The organism is Peribacillus sp. SRI_006, assembly GCF_057586375.1.
The window spans coordinates 210,087-225,783 of the sequence record NZ_JBYCZT010000003.1; the positions used below are offsets into that span (position 1 = coordinate 210,087).

At 40.9% G+C, this 15,697-nt stretch carries 11 protein-coding genes and 2 pseudogenes; 10 read left to right on the forward strand and 3 right to left on the reverse strand.

Annotated elements, in window-relative coordinates; translation table 11 throughout:
- Positions 1 to 403: 403 nt before the first annotated feature.
- The gene (locus AC2YHV_RS05265) at positions 404 to 1,132 is read right to left on the reverse strand and encodes an NAD-binding protein (RefSeq protein WP_487372740.1); all 729 of its coding nucleotides are present in this window, start codon (positions 1,130 to 1,132) and stop codon (positions 404 to 406) included.
- A gap of 27 nt (positions 1,133 to 1,159) precedes the next feature.
- A pseudogene (locus AC2YHV_RS05270) lies at positions 1,160 to 1,438 on the reverse strand (potassium channel family protein); the annotation flags it as partial.
- Positions 1,439 to 1,793: 355 nt separating this feature from the next.
- Here AC2YHV_RS05270 and AC2YHV_RS05275 point away from each other — a divergent pair.
- The 4 genes and pseudogenes from AC2YHV_RS05275 to AC2YHV_RS05290 all read left to right on the forward strand — a co-directional run.
- Positions 1,794 to 2,564, forward strand: a pseudogene (locus AC2YHV_RS05275) (YjiH family protein); the annotation flags it as partial.
- 520 nt (positions 2,565 to 3,084) lie between these two features.
- Positions 3,085 to 3,861, forward strand: coding sequence for a transporter substrate-binding domain-containing protein (locus AC2YHV_RS05280; RefSeq protein WP_487372741.1), 777 nt, complete (start codon positions 3,085 to 3,087; stop codon positions 3,859 to 3,861).
- Between the two features lie 73 nt (positions 3,862 to 3,934).
- On the forward strand, positions 3,935 to 4,579 hold the full coding sequence (locus AC2YHV_RS05285) for an amino acid ABC transporter permease (protein WP_034305627.1): 645 nt from the start codon (positions 3,935 to 3,937) through the stop codon (positions 4,577 to 4,579).
- Complete coding sequence (locus tag AC2YHV_RS05290; protein WP_048685183.1) at positions 4,576 to 5,310, forward strand: amino acid ABC transporter ATP-binding protein; 735 nt, start codon at positions 4,576 to 4,578, stop codon at positions 5,308 to 5,310. Before AC2YHV_RS05285 ends, AC2YHV_RS05290 begins: the two co-directional genes overlap by 4 nt.
- A gap of 244 nt (positions 5,311 to 5,554) precedes the next feature.
- Here the strand turns inward: AC2YHV_RS05290 and AC2YHV_RS05295 are convergent, their stop codons facing one another.
- Complete coding sequence (locus tag AC2YHV_RS05295; RefSeq protein WP_487372742.1) at positions 5,555 to 8,062, reverse strand: NEW3 domain-containing protein; 2,508 nt, start codon at positions 8,060 to 8,062, stop codon at positions 5,555 to 5,557.
- A 246-nt stretch (positions 8,063 to 8,308) separates the two neighbouring features.
- Between AC2YHV_RS05295 and AC2YHV_RS05300 the strand changes: the two genes are divergently transcribed.
- The 6 genes from AC2YHV_RS05300 (at position 8,309) to AC2YHV_RS05325 (ending at position 15,623) form a co-directional block, all read left to right on the forward strand.
- Positions 8,309 to 9,535 (forward strand): ROK family transcriptional regulator, encoded by a 1,227-nt coding sequence (locus AC2YHV_RS05300; protein ID WP_487372743.1) that lies wholly within the window; start codon positions 8,309 to 8,311, stop codon positions 9,533 to 9,535.
- On the forward strand, positions 9,535 to 10,614 hold the full coding sequence (locus AC2YHV_RS05305) for an extracellular solute-binding protein (RefSeq protein ID WP_230134806.1): 1,080 nt from the start codon (positions 9,535 to 9,537) through the stop codon (positions 10,612 to 10,614). Before AC2YHV_RS05300 ends, AC2YHV_RS05305 begins: the two co-directional genes overlap by 1 nt.
- Positions 10,615 to 10,629: 15 nt before the next feature.
- The gene (locus tag AC2YHV_RS05310; protein ID WP_487372744.1) at positions 10,630 to 11,742 is read left to right on the forward strand and encodes an ABC transporter ATP-binding protein; all 1,113 of its coding nucleotides are present in this window, start codon (positions 10,630 to 10,632) and stop codon (positions 11,740 to 11,742) included.
- Positions 11,739 to 13,427 carry an ABC transporter permease gene (locus AC2YHV_RS05315; RefSeq protein ID WP_427526182.1) on the forward strand — a complete coding sequence of 563 codons (1,689 nt, stop codon included), beginning with the start codon at positions 11,739 to 11,741 and terminating at the stop codon, positions 13,425 to 13,427. Before AC2YHV_RS05310 ends, AC2YHV_RS05315 begins: the two co-directional genes overlap by 4 nt.
- A 15-nt stretch (positions 13,428 to 13,442) precedes the next feature.
- On the forward strand, positions 13,443 to 14,927 hold the full coding sequence (gene argH / locus AC2YHV_RS05320) for an argininosuccinate lyase (RefSeq protein WP_487372745.1): 1,485 nt from the start codon (positions 13,443 to 13,445) through the stop codon (positions 14,925 to 14,927).
- Between the two features lie 489 nt (positions 14,928 to 15,416).
- Positions 15,417 to 15,623 (forward strand): hypothetical protein, encoded by a 207-nt coding sequence (locus AC2YHV_RS05325; RefSeq protein WP_250161119.1) that lies wholly within the window; start codon positions 15,417 to 15,419, stop codon positions 15,621 to 15,623.
- Positions 15,624 to 15,697: the final 74 nt, after the last annotated feature.

Below are 15,697 nucleotides of genomic sequence, written 5' to 3' on the forward strand. Positions count from 1 at the left end.
CTTTTCGTAAAGATTGTTGTTTTTAAAACGAAACTATTTTAGGTTGATTGGAGCGGAAGTGCGAGACTCCTGCGGGAGCAGCGGGACAGGTGAGACCCCACAGGCGTTTACGCCGAGGAGGCTCACCGCCCGCACCAAGGAAAGCGAGCACCTGGAGGGGAAATCACCCACACTGCACTACTTCGTAAATAGCAACAAAGTATGCGAAAACAGCCTTTGTTTTAAAGCTTATTCATTTAAGGATGCATATTTGCAGGCAAGTTGATTGGGAACGAGATGCACTCGCTTTTCTAAGCAGGAGGCCCGAACACCGGCTCCAATCAACTTAGTTTTAACTTAAATAAAAACCCTTTTGCCTACAAACTGAGGGATGCTATTATAGCATCCCTAAAGATTTCTGATTCTAATGTATTTTTGAATTTATTTTGGAAATGGTCTCTTTATCGCAAATAATGAAAAGCTGTGCATCATCAGGAATTCGTGCATCTAATTTTTGGTTTATGTTAAGATCACCACGATCTGCTACCAGTGTGGCCCCTTTATTAAGAAGGTCCATGAATGCATCACGATAGGTTCGCCATTCATCTTGTTTAGAAATCTCATACATCGCCTCTTCATACTTTGAGCTCATGAGTTCTGAATACATGTGAGTGACTCCATGAGAAAATAATGATCGTACTGCTGCGTGGGAGATCATTTCTTGTGTAGGAATAAACTCATCCACCTTTACACGCTCAAATAAACGAATATGCTTTTGATTGATTACCTCAGCGGTGACGTGTATTGGCGTATTGGTTTTTTCTTCAATGGACGTTATGGCAGTAGTGGCAACTAATAATGTCTTTCCATCGACAAGTAACGGATCCTTTGTAGCATAATTATCTTGTGTTATTTGGTCAGCGAAAATGATAACGCCTTTTGCTTTAGGCAGATTTGCACGGAGTAATGTTTCTTCATCGGTGGCATCCCCGCGAACATAAAACAGACGCCCCTCCATCATGGGTGATTTTTCCAGGTTATCAATGATAACAATATCAATGGTTTCATCAGATTTAAAAATTTCTTGAATTGCTGATTTTGACTTTTCACTCCATCCAATCAGAATGATATGATTTTTACCTGTATATTTCATTTTTCCACCAACTTTACGTTTTTCGATAAGATATACAGATTTAATGATTTTTCCAATAAAAAGACTAACAAGCCCAATACCCGTTATGTATAGACCGATGGTAAATGCTTTTCCAAGATCGGTGACCGGTGCATAGTCACCAAAACCAACCGTAGCAAGCGTTGTAAGAACCCAGTAAACTGAAGTTAAATATGATTCGAACGTCTGTGGCTCTATAGAAAAAGCAATATATGCTGCAACTAATATGTATAAAATGGCAAATGGTATAAAGATTTTCCCTCTTAATTTAATCAGGTAATATATTATTTTTTTTTACCTTAATTCTCATCATACCCATCCTAGTTATAAAGTCATCGTCGATTGAATTATATTTCCCCAATTTAACAGATAATTAAACGTAAGTGTATGAACTATTTATTCCCAAGTTGGGAGCAAAAAAGCATATAAAAGAAAGTTTGGTTGGATGTGTGACGTTTAGCTCTGTTTCTTATGCACAAAAGGGGCAGGAACACTCCTGCTAAATCAGCAATCATATCAACAGCTGAACGCCCTGGCGTTTTAAATATCGGCCTCATGATCGGCAGCATCAGTACACCTAAAAATTCGAGAAGCCCGTATCCAATGGGCAGCGCCAAAAGGAACGACAAGACCTACAGGTATAAGCTATTCCATTGGTATGCTTATTACGAATCGACTATATAAAGAAGGAAAATACACCCTTGAAGAAGCAGCTATTATTGCAACTGGCTTTTCAACGGTTTCAGCAACGTTTATGATCGTTGTAGCAAAAACCCTCGGGCTTATGGACCTATGGTCGCTTTTCTTTTGGGTTTCTTTAGCGATCACGTACCTTGCCATTACCGTACGTTTTTGTCCAATAAATAAAATGAGCGACGAATATTATTCGGATAATGCGGACCCAGAAGAAGTTTTCAAACAAGGACTTTTCCGAAGTGTCTGGAACAGTGCGATGGTAGGAGCAAATAATTAGGTAAGTCTTGGTGTAAATTTGTGGAAAAACTTAAAGGGCGGTTTTCTTATGACAATGAGCATTCTGCCGTCCATTTTATCCGTTGGTCTCATCAGCATTGTAGTAGCGGAGTACACTTCAGTATTTAATTTACTTGGCTATCTTTTTTACCCATTTACCTGGGCATTGCAAATACCTGAACCATTTTTGGCTGCAAAAGCTTCAGCTATAGGAATTGCAGAAATGTTCCTGCCGGCGCTTCTTGTAGTTGATGCACCACTGGTAACTAAGTTCATCATTGCCGTGGTTTCTGTTTCATCAATATTGTTCTTTTCAGCGGCGATACCTTGTATCCTATCAACCGAAATCCCGATCAGCATTACGTAGTTGATTGTTATCTGGTTTGAACGGACACTCATCACGTTAATTATTACGGCACCCATCGCAATATTGCTGCTTTAGTGCAAATCAATGAATCTTAATTCGATCACAAATCGAACGGATGCGTTCGTATTATAAGGTCGACCAGTAAAAATTACTGGTTGGCCTTTTTGATAGAAGTAGACATGGTAGGACTCACGGTTGTGCGGGACATTTGAATCAGGGGGAGTGGAGGCGAAAAAAAACAATTCCTATATTCTAGTTTAAAAGGATTCAAAAGTTAATTGATTTAGTTTTTTTCTTATCCAACTAATGGGGCATCTCCTATTAGGAATGACCAAAGGAACCCTGGTGAGTACCACCCTACAATGGTCTTGTTTTACAGGTATTGATGACATGATTGGCTACTTTTATCGAGAAGGATCCTATAGCCTTTTTGTGTTTTCCATTACTGTAACAATATAAGGAAAAACGTCCATAAAAATTATTTAAAGAAAATAATATTTATTCTAAAAATTCATATTATAATACTTTATTCTTATGCTATATTATAGGGAGAATTATTTATTATCACGTATAATTAAGAATTGGAGTGATTTAAATGAAGAAACTTGGTTTATTGAGTATGTTTTTGATTTTAACTATCTTTATCTCGGCTTGTGGAACCAATGAAGGAAAAAATGCAGGTGGGGAAAAGAAACCTGAAAAGGTATATAAAGTTGGTGTGGATACGACTTATCCTCCTTTTGAATTTAAAGAGGGGAACGACTATAAAGGTATCGATATCGAATTGATCAATGCAATCGCGAAAGACCAGGATTTCAAAATCAAATTGTCTCCAATGGATTTCGGTGGAATCATTCCGGCTATGCAAGCCAATCAGCTTGATGTGGCCATTGCAGGAATGAGCATTACAGAGGAAAGAAAAAAGGTAGTGGATTTCTCAACACCGTATTTTGATGCAGGGTTAACAATAGTTGTTAAGAAAGATAATACAAGCACTAAAACCGTTAAGGATCTTAAAGGAAAAACCATAGCAGTGAAAAAAGGAACAACAGGTGCTAAATATGCACAGGATAATGCTACGAAACTAGGAATCAAAGTTGTTCAATTCAATGATAGTCCAGCGATGTTCCAGGAAGTGGCCAACGGTAATGCGGATGCCCTTATAGAAGATTATCCTGTCATCTCATATGCAATCGCCCAAAAAGATCTTGGGTTGAAAATCGTAGGTGACCGTTTGAATGGTGACCAATATGGAATTGCTGTATTGAAAGGGCAAAACGGGGATTTATTGAAAAAAATAAATGATGGTCTTGCCAATCTTAAAAAAGACGGCACATATGATGAAATTATAAAAACGTATCTTGGTGAATAAGGTTAATAATCAATAGATTAAAGCTCATTAGGCGCGCTTATGGCGCGCTTTCTTTTTCAAAGGGGTGAAAGAAATGGATATAATTGTTGCGGCGTTGCCACTTTTATTAAAAGGACTTCAGGTGACACTTTATATCTTTGTGATTGCCATTATCCTAGGTTTTTTGATTGGTTTACTTGTCGCATTGCTGCGACTTGCCCCCATCAAAATCTTGAATTGGATTGCAAAGGTTTATGTGGATGCAATACGAGGGACACCGTTCATCGTTCAGTTATTTTTTATCTATTTTGGTGTGAATTCATTGAATTTGATTTCTTTGGACAGTACAACAGCTGGAATAATCACCGTTGCAATCAATGCAGGGGCATATTTTGCTGAAATAATAAGGGCGGGGATACAATCCATAGATAAAGGGCAAACGGAGGCGGCAAGATCCATCGGGTTCACTGGAGCTCAAACAATGAGATATGTCGTGCTTCCGCAAGCCTTTAGAAGGATGCTCCCTACCATTACGAATCAATCGATCATCAGCTTGAAGGACACTTCTCTATTATCCGTAATTGGTATAGCCGATTTAACCCAGCAAGGTCAGATTCAAGCTTCGGCAACCTTTGAAGCATTCAAGGTTTGGCTGGCCGTGGGTGTAATTTACTTTATCATCATCTATTTGTTAACCCTAATTGCTAATTTCATAGAAAGGAGGGTACAAGTTCGATGAGCATCATTACAGTAAAAAACCTAAGAAAATCATTTGGAACTGTCGAGGTTTTAAAAGATATAAATGCAGAAGTGCAGGAAAAGGAAGTAATTTGCGTAATAGGCCCTTCTGGATCTGGAAAGAGTACATTCCTGCGTTGCCTGAACCTCCTTGAGGAAGTTACCGGCGGCGAGGTGGTCATTAACGGACATGATATTACCGATCCTAAAAGGAAAATCAATATAAACAAAGTCCGGCAAGAAGTTGGAATGGTTTTTCAACATTTCAATCTATTTCCACATAAGACCGTTTTGGAGAACATAACCTTGGGCCCTATTAAAATTCGTGCCACCGATAAAGCGGAAGCAGGAAGATTAGCGCTTGAGTTATTGGATAAGGTTGGTCTAAAGGAAAAAGCAAATAGCTATCCGGGGGAACTTTCCGGCGGACAAAAACAGCGGGTCGCCATCGCAAGGGCATTGGCGATGAATCCGAAGATCATGCTATTTGATGAACCGACTTCTGCCCTTGACCCTGAAATGGTCGGTGATGTTTTGGAGGTAATGAAACAACTTGCTAAAGAAGGAATGACAATGGTCGTCGTTACGCATGAAATGGGCTTTGCCCGGGAAGTCGGGGACCGGGTGATATTCATGGATGGAGGGTATATCGTGGAAGAAAATGAGCCGAATGAATTATTCGGTAACCCTCAGCACGAAAGAACCAAAGCATTCTTGAGCAAAGTGCTTTAACGGGATTTTTTTAAGATCGTAAATCATGAATGAAGTTGTGCATAAAGTGTGGACAAAGCAATGCGGGAAATGAGGGGAAACCCCAAACGCATGAGCCTTTCCCTCATCTTTGTGCATAACTTTTTTTGTTTTTAGAGCAGGAACCTATCAGTCAGGAGATGTTTTTATTCATATCAGCTTCAATCGGGCAAACGTCACAGAAAAGAAACCTATGCATTTAACACATGCATAGGTTTCTTTTTATTTATTTGGCACCGTAACTAATCAAGTTCGTCATGATTCGATATCCGCCTGGAACCTGGCCTTGAATTTGCCTGTATAGGACAAGGTTGGTATAGAGGTAGGTACCATTACCGTATTTAGCCATAAGGATACCGCCATCAAATGGTTCTTCATTCGGATCAGCCATGGAAATGAATGTTTCATACCGTTCATCCCATTCCATTGGGAAATACAATCCTCTTTCTTGGACCCAATTGCTCCAGTCATCACTTGTTATTTTATTTGGATAGGTAAAAAGCGCCGATTCTGGTTTCGACACGTTTACTGTGGCTCTTTCATCGGTTACCCGCCAGCGAATCGAAGGATTCCCGAGGGTAAGAGGATATGGAGCCGTCTTCAAGGCATCCCATCCATCACCCGGTTTATGGTATTGCACGACGAGATGTCCGCCGTTTTCCACATACTCAAGTAAGCGCGCGTTATTTGCCTTTAAATCTTCCCTCGATAGATAGGCACGGATGCCTGTAACGATCGTGTCATATTGACTTAAATCACCTTCAGCTAAATCAGCTGCAGTTAACTTCGTAATGTTCAGCCCTGCATTGCTTAAATAATCTGCCACTTTATCGAATCCGCTTTCAATGTACCCCACTTTTAATGAAGCTGGCTTCAAAAGCTCAAATGCAACGGTATTGATAGCTGCTGGGTATTGGTAATAGAATGTTCCGATATGGTCATAGGAAATCTCCTGAATGGTCGAATCAAAGGTTTTCCCATTGACAGTGGCAGCAGCCTTCACCTGATATTCGCCTTTTTGGATGGCCTTTGGCGGTCTGAGGGTGAACTTCACTTGTTTTTCTTCTGATTTTTCATTAAATGATACAGTGGCATTTTGGGGATGGACTCCCCAATTTTCAGGGACTTTTAAAGCGACCTTTGCAGATGCTTTTCCTTCTGTATAGTTTTTCAAGGTCACCGCCACTGGGATTTCCTCTTTTACATCTGCTGTATTTACGACGATATCTTCAGGAGATAAGGTAAGGGCAACGTCGGGAAGGACGGCAATCGTTCCATCCAATTCTTCCTTGATGGAAGTTTTTGTGCTCCCGTATTTATAAGAAATGCTGGTCGTAATGGTTGATTCATCATAGGCATGGTAATAAGCTGCATCTTCAGGGACTTCAACCAGGTAGGTCATTGTCGCAGATTTATTAGGTGCCAGATTGACATCTTTTGATTTTATTTTTGTCTTCCATCCTTTAGGCACGTTCAATGCAGCAGCGACTTTTTTCAATGTTTGTTTCCCGTTATTCTTCATGGTTATGGTTACGTACGTATTTTGACCTTTAGTAAGAATCTTTGAAGCTGCTTCAGCTTGAACCTCGAGCCCTGAGGAGACATAACTGACGTTTTGCAATTGCTCTTCTTTTAATGAGAGCTTATGAAGCAAGTCGTTTTTGATGGCAGGGCTTAGCTTTGCCTTTTTGACTTGCGCAGTCATTGAACGAACATTGGAAAGAGCTTTTTGGGATGTTGAAAAAACACGTTTAGCATGGGGATAAGACTCAATAACAGCGTCCAGATTCCGTTGCAGGTACCTAAATTCACCTTTTAATTTTGAAGCTGAGCGAGGGAGTTTTTCAGCCCATTCAGTAAAATTGTAAGGTACACCTGCAAAAAGGTCCGACTCGCTTTTTGTATCAACCGAGCTTTGCTTCAAATCCAAATGGATCTGGCGCGGTGCTGCAGGGATATCAGAACCCATGCCTTGGCTTTTGTGCAGATAGCGGGATTGTTCTCCAAGCTGTGGGTAAGTCATTTTGTATATTGGGTCATATTTACCGATTTCTATCGAAGTGGTTGCTTGATCTGCCGAGGAAACGGGCAAATATAACTTTTTCACTTGCCATACCGATAGACCTTGTTCCAATTGTTGTGGAAACACAGTTGGGTCGGCGGCATCCGTAAAGGCACGTTCACTTAGGATTGTCATTGTTCGATGATGTCCATGCTGGGTATCATCATTTTGAAAGGATGGCATCAATATATCTGGCTGATACGTCCGAATAAAGCGGATAAGCCGTTCATATGTGAGTTCCTCGCCCCATTTTTGTAATGTCTCCTCTGGTGTTTTAGAGAAACCGAAATCATAAATGGGATCAGAGGTGGTTTCGCTTAGATGATAGGCTTTAACCCCGGTGATTTTTGCAGCTTCTATCATTTCCCTCGAACGGATGATTCCAAGAGCGTTGTCCAGTTCATCCCCAATTTCATTTTGTCCTCCCTCACCACGGTTTGCAATCAGGCTGGATGTTTTCACCCCTAACCCTCTCGATAGATAAGCGAGAAAGTCACTGCGTTCATCATCGGGATGGGCACCGCTGTTCAAGAATGTCACAGTCGTTTCGAGCGGCTTGACCGCATTCCATAATTCGACGTTGGTATCATCAGGATTTGCAGCGCTGCCTCCAAGCGGCAATGATGCAAGAACCAACAAAAGGGAAAACAATGATAACAAAGCTTTTTTCATTCTTCTTTTAACCCCCTTCAACTTTTATAAAAAAAATGTAGGTTAGTAATGTTTTCTAACTAACCAGATAAAAAAACCTATCTAATAAATAGCACCAATGGTTATAAATGTAAATAATTCGAAGTAACTATTAAAAGTTGAACATTTTAAATGTTCCGAAAAAAACTTGTGCGTTGAAATTATTTAAGTTATATTTTTACTTAATTAGGAAGATTTACTAACTAAATAATGTAAGGCCGTGATGTGATGAGTTTTAAAAGGACACCCAGTCATCAAAAATATGTAAATAAAAAAAGGATCATTCAATGCATCCAAGAATGTTCACCCATTTCAAGAGCTGAAATCGCCGTTAAGCTTCAGCTAAGTAAACCAACTGTTTCTCAGGCTGTGGATGAACTTATACAGGAGAAATGGGTATTCGAGAAAGGAATAGGAGTATCCTCATCTCAAGGCGGGAGGAGGCCCATCCAGCTCTTTTTTAATGAAAAGGCTGCCTATATCATCGGTGTCGATATAGGCGGGACGAAAGTGAAAATCGTTTTAAGCGATTTAAGCGGCAACATCCTTGCTGACACTAGTTTTTCAACAAACACTTATTTAAATTCAGGGCTGCTTAAACAAATGGCGATTGAAACGGAGCGGTTAATTGCAAAGAATCAGATTGCGAAGGAAAGGATATTGGGGATGGGAGTCGGGATCCCTGGCATTACGCAAACGGCAAGCGGATTAGTAATAGAGGCACCGAGTTTAGGCTGGGTACAATATCCATTTGTAGCAGAAGCGAAGCGTTATTTTGATTTCCCCATCTTTCTGGACAATGATGTAAACGCGGCTGCACTAGGTGAACAGTGGCTGGGTAATGCACAAAATAAGCGGAATTTACTGTTCATTGCAGTTGGCACGGGAATCGGAAGCGGCATCATCTTGAATAACCAGTTATACAGAGGAGCTTCCAGTGCCGCTGGGGAAATGGGATATATGGTGACGGACAAAGAGGATATAAAACGTGAATTCAAGCCGATTTTCCATAGATACGGCTATTTGGAAAGTGTCGCAGGAGGCAAGTCGATTGGCGGTCACTTCACCAGGGAGGTCCTCAAGGATCCTCACCATTTTTTATTCGAACGGGCCAAATCTTCCGAACTATCGGGGGAGGATGCTTTTTTGGCAGCAAAAAAAGGAGACACTGCAGCTATGGCCATCATAAATGAAGCCATCGAACATTTAGCCTGCGGCATTGTCAATGCGGCTAGTTTGCTAAATCCGGAGGTGATCATTTTAGGAGGTGGTGTATTAAATTCTGCTGAATACATTTTACCTAGAATTCGGGAGGTCGTTGATCGATATCTTCCAAGTTTAGTAGAAATGAAAACTTCACAACTGGGAGAAAACGCAGGGGTGCTTGGAGCGGTTTCCCTATTTTTAAGGGAACATGATGGCATTTTGAATTTTTGTGATGAGGGGGAATATTAATGCAAAATAGGAAAAAGTCGCTTGTTTCAGTACTGACCTTATCGGCAGCACTATTAATTTCGGGATGTAACGGTACAGATACGAAAACGAATTCGGATGCAGGCGAAAAGGGTGAGCTCGAAGATAAAATCGTTGTTTATTCACCGCATGGCAAAGATATTTTATCAAAATTCGAAAAGCAGTTCGAAGATAAGTATGGTATTGATGTTGAGTGGCTTGATATGGGGTCTCAGGAAATCCTTGACCGTGTTCGTTCAGAGAAAAGTAATCCGCAGGCAGACGTTTGGTGGGGTGCACCTTCCACGAACTTCAATCAAGCAAAGGATGATGGGCTGCTGGCCGCTTATAAGCCTAGCTATTCCGATAGTCTCGATGAAGGATTCCGCGATCCGGAATGGTATTGGACAGGAACGAGCCAGACACCGGAAGTCATCATGTATAACAGCAAAGAATTATCAAAAGACGAGGTACCGAAAGATTGGGATGAGCTGCTTGATCCGAAATGGAAAGACGAAATCATCATCCGCTATCCGTTAGCCTCCGGAACGATGAGGACAATTTTTTCTGCGATGATCTATCGTACGTATAAGGATACAAATGATCCAAAAGAAGGGTATGACTGGTTAAAGAAGCTCGACCAAAACACGAAGGAATATTCAGCGAATCCGGAAATGATGTATAACAAGGTAGCCAAAGGAGAGGGCTCACTTTCCGTTTGGGCAATGCCGGATGTCGTCATGCTGAAAGAAAATAAAAATTATCCATTTGAGTTCGTCATTCCAGAAAGCGGAACGCCAGTATTGACAGAAGGTATCGCCATCGTTGAAGGTGCCAAGCATCCAAAAGCGGCTGAAGCCTTTTATGAGTTCGTGAATTCACAAGAAGCCGCAAAAACATTAGCAGAAGAATTTTACAGGATTCCGACCAGAAGTGATGTGAAGGGTTTACCTGAATGGATCACGGAAACGGAAATTAAAGCGATGGATATTGATTGGAATGCATTCCAGGAAAAAGGTGACGAGTGGATGAAATACTGGGACGAAAATATTAAAAGCGGAGATAAAGAAATTAAAGAATAAGGAAGTGTCGTTTGGATGGCGTCAATAAAAATAGAGAATGTCCAAAAAGCCTTCGGGAAAACGATAGCTGTTGACCAGTTAAACCTGGACATCAAAGAAGGTGAGTTTTTTACCTTTCTTGGTCCAAGCGGCTGCGGTAAAACGACAACACTTCGGATGATTGCCGGTTTTTATTATCCAACTAAAGGTGTCGTCCGATTTGGCGACAAAGATATGACGCGTGTACCTCCGGAGAAAAGAAATACAGGCATGGTTTTTCAAAACTATGCCCTCTTTCCCCATATGACTGTTTTTGAAAATGTAGCGTTTGGCTTGCGTGTGAGAAAGGTTTCTTCTGCTGAATTAAAGAAGAGAGTGCTGGATGCCCTCCAAAAGGTCAGGCTGGAGAGCTACTCGGATCGTCAAGTGAGCCAGTTAAGCGGAGGACAGCAGCAGCGGGTGGCCCTTGCGAGAGCACTGGTCATTGAACCGGAAATATTACTGCTGGATGAACCATTAAGTAATCTGGATGCCAAGCTTCGTGATGAAATGAGAGTGGAAATCTTAAGGCTGCAGCGTGATTATAAGATTACCACCATTTATGTCACTCATGATCAGGCTGAGGCATTATCCATGAGTGATCGAATCGCTGTGTTCAATTATGGTGTATGTCACCAGGTCGGGACGCCCACAGAAATTTATAATCGGCCGGCCAATGATTTTGTGGCGAGTTTTATAGGCGAGATTAATCTTTTGCCCGTTCAAGTTGAAATAGTTCAACAAGATAATATAGAGATTGTCCTTAAGAATAGTGAAAAACCGATTAAATTGAAGGTGGAAAATCAAGCTAGGGACGGAATTTCAATCATACAGAGTGATGCTGACCTTGCTGTTTCGATTCGTCCTGAAGCAATCAGGATTCTGGATGTGATCGAAGAAGGAACGAATATCTTTAAAGGTAAAATAAATTCCGTCCAATTCTTTGGATCTGTTGTGAATGTCATGGTGGATGTTCAAGACGTGTTACTAAGGGTCGACGTATTTAACACCCATGATTTTGGATACTTTTATCAAGGAAAGGAAGTGTATGTCCAGCTTCCCGAGAAACAGCTGCGTCTTATCCCTGTCATAAGCGGTGATGCGCCATGATTAAAAATCGTGATACGAGATTGACGGTTTGGCTCCTTATACCAGTTGTATTGGTGCTCATAGCATATGTACTCTACCCGTCATTGAGGACCTTTATTGAAAGTCTGCAAAAAGACGGAACGATATCCCTTGGAAATTATCAGGACTTCTTCGTACAGGAATCGAAAACGAACTTAGAGGCTCTTTGGAATTCTGTTTATATATCCTTTTTGAGTGTATTGGTCAGTGCCTTGATTGGCATTCCGCTCGCATTCATTTTTAACCGTTACGATTTTCCCGGCAGAAGCTTCTTTTCATCAGCAGCGATTTTGCCGATTGTCCTTCCATCATTGGTAGGGGTAATGGCCTTTATGTTTTTATATGGAGAATCGGGATTGATTCCAAATGCCATCAAGGACCTGTTCGGTCTCGATAAGGTTCCATTCAAGATTGGCGGGGTACCGGGAATTCTTATCGTGCATGCCTATACGATGTATGTTTATTTTTATATGACCGTATCCGCTGCAATCAATAAAATAGATCCATCACTTGAAGAAGCCGCTTATAACTTAGGAGCAAATAAATTAAAGGTTTTTTGGAAGGTGACATTTCCATTATTGACACCTGCAATCGTTGCCGCCTCTTTACTTGTTTTCATGATATCGATGGCTTCTTTCAGTGCCCCGTTTTTATTAGCTGGCGGATACAGGGTGTTGAGCCTGCAAATTTATTTTTCAAAAATCAATGGTGATATGGAAATTGCCGCTACCCAATCGGTCATTCTATCCATCGTTTCGATTTCATTTCTATTATTCATGCGTTGGTATCAGAATAGGAAGGATTATCGAATGGCCTCGAAAGGGCTTGGGGCACACAGGAGTGAAGTGAAGAACCCGGTTATGAAATGGGTGATGGTCGTAACGGGGGTCATCGGCGTAATTATTCTGCTTTTACCGCACTTTACGATTCTTTTGCTTTCACTTGTGCCGGATGGAACCTGGACATTTCAAACGTATCCCACAGTATTTAATGTTGAAAATTACAGGCTTTTGTTTGAAGACCCTAATATCTTCAAGCCGTTAAGAAATAGTTTACTGATGGCGTTTATTGCAACGTTGGCAAATCTGGTGTTTGGCGTCATTGCGTCCTATGTACTTGTCAAACGGAAATTCGTCGGGAAAAGCTTTGTCGATATTCTAGTCATGATTCCTTGGGCGTTGCCTGCAACGGTCATAGGGATGAACTTGATATTCGCATTCAATGAACCTAGCGTTTTTTCTTTCGGTCAAATCTTGGTAGGCACATTTTGGATTTTGCCGCTTGCCTATTTCATCAGGCATATTCCACTCGTTGTCCGGTCGACTAATGCCGTTCTGGAGCAGCTGGATGATTCGATTGAGGAAGCAGCCAGAAACTTGGGGGCTAAGTGGTTTTATACCTTCAGAAGGGTAATATTTCCGATTATTATGCCTGGTGTTTTATCAGGGACATTATTGGCATTTATCGAATCTGTGGGGGAATTCCCGACCTCGGTCCTGTTGTACACGATTTCAAACAGGCCCATATCCATTGAAATCATGAATCAGCTTCGGATGTTCAATATGGGGCAGGCCGCTGCCTATGGGATGATTCAAATCACGCTGATTGTAATCGTTCTCTTTATTTCGAACAAGTTTTTTGGAATCAAAGCGGAAAAAGCTTTATAAATCGGAGGTTCAAAGATGAGCAGGCTTGAACAATTTATCAAAAATGAAGGTAGTGTCTTTCCCGGAAAAACCTATGTTAGAGAGCTTCTGATGCCTGTTTTTAATGATCAAAGAGATTACTTATTTGATGCAATGTTCGATATTCATCGGGCACATGTCATCATGCTTTCGAAACAAAAGATCATTAAAGATGAAGAGGCGAAAACCATGCTTGATGGGATTCGGAAAGTGGCCCAAACAGATCTCGCTCAGTTGACCTATCAGCCCCAATTCGAAGACTTATTCTTCATGATGGAGGCAAAGATCGGTGAGGAAATCGGCCATGAACTTGCAGGGAAGATTCATATCGGCCGCAGTCGTAATGATATGGGGGTTGCGATGTACCGGCTTGTTTTGAGAGGTCATCTGCTCCAATTGGTTGGCTATGCAAACCAATTGAGTGAAGCATTCTTGGTGCAGGCTGAAAAACATACAGAAACCTATATTACAGGTTACACACATACCCAACCGGCTCAGCCTACTACAATAGGACATTACTTTTTAGCCATTTATGATGTGCTTCAAAGGGATATTGGCCGGTTATGGGCAGCCTATGAAACGGTTAACCAATCCCCTTTGGGTGCAGCCGCGTTAACGACCACCGGTTTTCCGATCAGTCGGAACCGTACGGCTGAACTGCTTGGGTTTGATTCGGTGATTGAAAATTCCTATGACTCAATTGGCGGGGCAGATTATTTATTGGAAACCGCAACTGCCATCATGACGTGCATGGTCAATACCGGAAGGTGGATCCAAGATTTCCTGCAGCATGTGACAAGGGAGTTTGGTACATTTCACGTGGCGGACCCTTATGTTCAAGTGAGCAGCATCATGCCGCAAAAAAGGAATCCTGTCTCCATTGAACATTCCCGTTCGATTGCAAGCAGTGCGTATGGTGATGCACTTGCTGCAATGAATATGATTCACAATACACCATTTGGTGATATCGTCGATACGGAAGATGATTTACAGCCACATTTATATCGGGCTTTTTCGAATGCAGGCCGTGTCATGAAACTAATGTATGCCGTCATGTCGACTTTGAAAGTAAATGAAGAACATACAAAGAAAATGGCCGCAAAATCCAGTATAACGATTACTGAATTAGCGGATACCCTTTCAAGAGATTACGACATATCCTTTAGAAAAGCCCATTCCATAGCAAGTACAATTGCAAAAAAGTCGATTAGTGAAGGGAAAGAGCTATATGATTGGGACACACAAGAAATCAATAAGATCATCAATGAATTCGTATCAGTGAACATAGCAGAAGATGAATGGAAAAAAATAATCTCTCCCGAATATTTTGTGGAAATCAGAAGCATTCAAGGCGGGCCCTCCCCGAAAGAGGTTACGAGAATGATTTTAAATAGAAAACAAAAACTGGAACAAGAGTTGCAGAAATATAAGAAAGTGATCAAAGAATTGAATGATGGCAGGAAGGCTTTAGTGGATTACTGAAATGAGCTTTAACGGGCATGAAACTCACGATTATTTGCTTCATGGACACGAGTAAAAGCATGAAATTCCCGAGTATTTGCTTCAAACTCACGAATAAAAGCATGAAATTCCCGAGTATTTGCTCCAAACTCACGAGTAAAACATGAAATTCCCGAGTATTTGCTCCAAGCTCACGAGTAAAAGCATGAAATTCCCGAGTATTTGCTCCAAGCTCACGAGTAAAAGCATGAAAATCCCGAGTATTTGCTCCAAACTCACGAATAAAAGCCCGAACCTTCTGAAGAGAGTATTTTTTGTTGGCTCGGAAGCAATACGATGCATTTTACTAAGAAAGCTTCATATTTTATGATACATAGTCATTCTTTATCAGGGTGGCTATTTATTTTGGATTTTTAATGCAACTGAGTCATCCCCAGTGACCATGAATGTAGATTATTCCTAAAAACAATTCTATTATTTGGAAAAAATATAATGTGAGGCGGAATGTTAATGTCAAATAGATCTCAGTTCGGTGTTATCCTGATTTTAATAGCTTTCGTAATATCGATTACTTTTTGTTTGAATCCGGAAGTCTTATTAAGAGGTGGATATGATTTAGCTATGGATGGCCTGGTAGTATCCAGAACCTTGATGATTATTTTTTCGTTGTATTTATTAGTTAAAATAGGGGATTTGTTTATAAACAGAAAAGATTAATAGTCTAAAATGAGGTTTCCCATCAACAATATTGAGATAAAGGACATCATGCTTGGAAGCCGAGAATAAGGAAG